The sequence below is a fragment of the Roseococcus pinisoli genome (assembly GCF_018413645.1).
Taxonomy (GTDB): Bacteria; Pseudomonadota; Alphaproteobacteria; order Acetobacterales; family Acetobacteraceae; genus Roseococcus; species Roseococcus pinisoli.
Genome location: NZ_JAHCDA010000011.1, coordinates 1 through 1,386, shown reverse-complemented (window position 1 = coordinate 1,386; position 1,386 = coordinate 1). Strand labels below are relative to the sequence as shown.

Here is a 1,386-nt window from a genome sequence, read left to right as displayed (position 1 = left end):
TCCGCTGGCGCCGCCTCGTCCGAGATTACGAGCAACGCCTCGACGTATCCGAGGCCATGATCCACCTCGCCATGGGGGCTCTCCTCCTGCGCAGGATCGCAAATCGATGAATTCTCAAACGGTCACTAACGATTAGAAGATTCTCGGATCCGCTGAGCGAGTACGATGTCGATGTGGTCAGCCTCGCAATGGCTCTGGCAAGAATAGCCAGCGGCACAATTCGATTGACGAGCAACTGTCAAACGACAAAGTTTGGCAAATAGTCATGGTCATAGGGGAAACAGCAATGGTTTCGGCTGCGAGGCTTTGACTATCGGTATGCATTTTGCTGTCTGTCGCGTGCAAGGTGAGTGCGCAAGAAGAATGCGCCAGCGGGTACACATATTTAGGACAAGTAAACGCAGAAAACAGGCAAGTCCCTGGCCGGGAAGCCAAGATTAATACGAGCGTAGGTCGCATCAATCTTCCGCAATCCATCCGGCCAGACACGTCGCGACCAGGCGAGCTTCACCACGGAGCGAGTGGCGGGACTGCACGGGCCGTCATGACCTCGGCCCATGTTCCTCGAGGTATCCGCCTTTACGCGTCCGGGAGCCAGTCGATGGCGTGTCAAGGCTGGTCTGTACATTCACCCGTTCCAGTACTCCAAAATGGAATCGTTATAGGATACGACGTAAGAATGTACTGCCACAGCGGCAGCACTTTAAATTGTACGTCTAACAGGGAAAATCAATGTTGGGTCAGAGTATCTATGTGTGCTCGAGACCTGAATTGGGTGGCGCCCCCACCCCCACCCCCACCTCCTCCTACGCCTGAGCCAAGCCCCCCGCCCACAATTTTGCCGAATACCCGGCCCAACCGCACCTCAGAACCGGCATTTTTTCGTGAACCAACGTTTCGGTACGGCGTCAATGGCTCGTCTTTCGTCATATATGGTCGCAATTACAACCAGATCCCAGTGACCTGCTCTTACTCTTTTACCCTTGACTATACTCAGTACGGCCAGACAGGGCAGCAGAACTACTCGGGCGAATTTACGGTTCGTGTAGGATCTGGTGAGACGACGGTTCTTCTCGCGCAGACACCTTGGGCGAGACCGAGGCTGAGGGATGACCGTGTCTCGATCAGATGCTGATGTGATCGCCGACTGATCCTGCGGGATACGGCTGGCATGCAAGATGCAGTCCCCCGAGCCGTATCCATGGTCCTGGCGTTGCATCCGCGATCGCGCTCTGCTGCCTATGAGCAGAGAGGCTAGTTGTTTGATCCCGGGCTTTGATGGTGCACTCTCGCTGCAGGAATCGAGGGACGCGCTATGGGCTAGGTTCTTCACGGGAGCGCCACGACGACTGAGGCAGTCCGTCGAGCGATACAACATAGTCAAGC

At 55.6% G+C, this 1,386-nt stretch carries 1 pseudogene; it reads left to right on the top strand.

The window, feature by feature from the left end:
- Nucleotides 1-110 (top strand): annotated as a pseudogene (locus KHU32_RS22940) (IS5-like element ISRso1 family transposase); the annotation flags it as partial.
- Nucleotides 111-1,386: the final 1,276 nt, after the last annotated feature.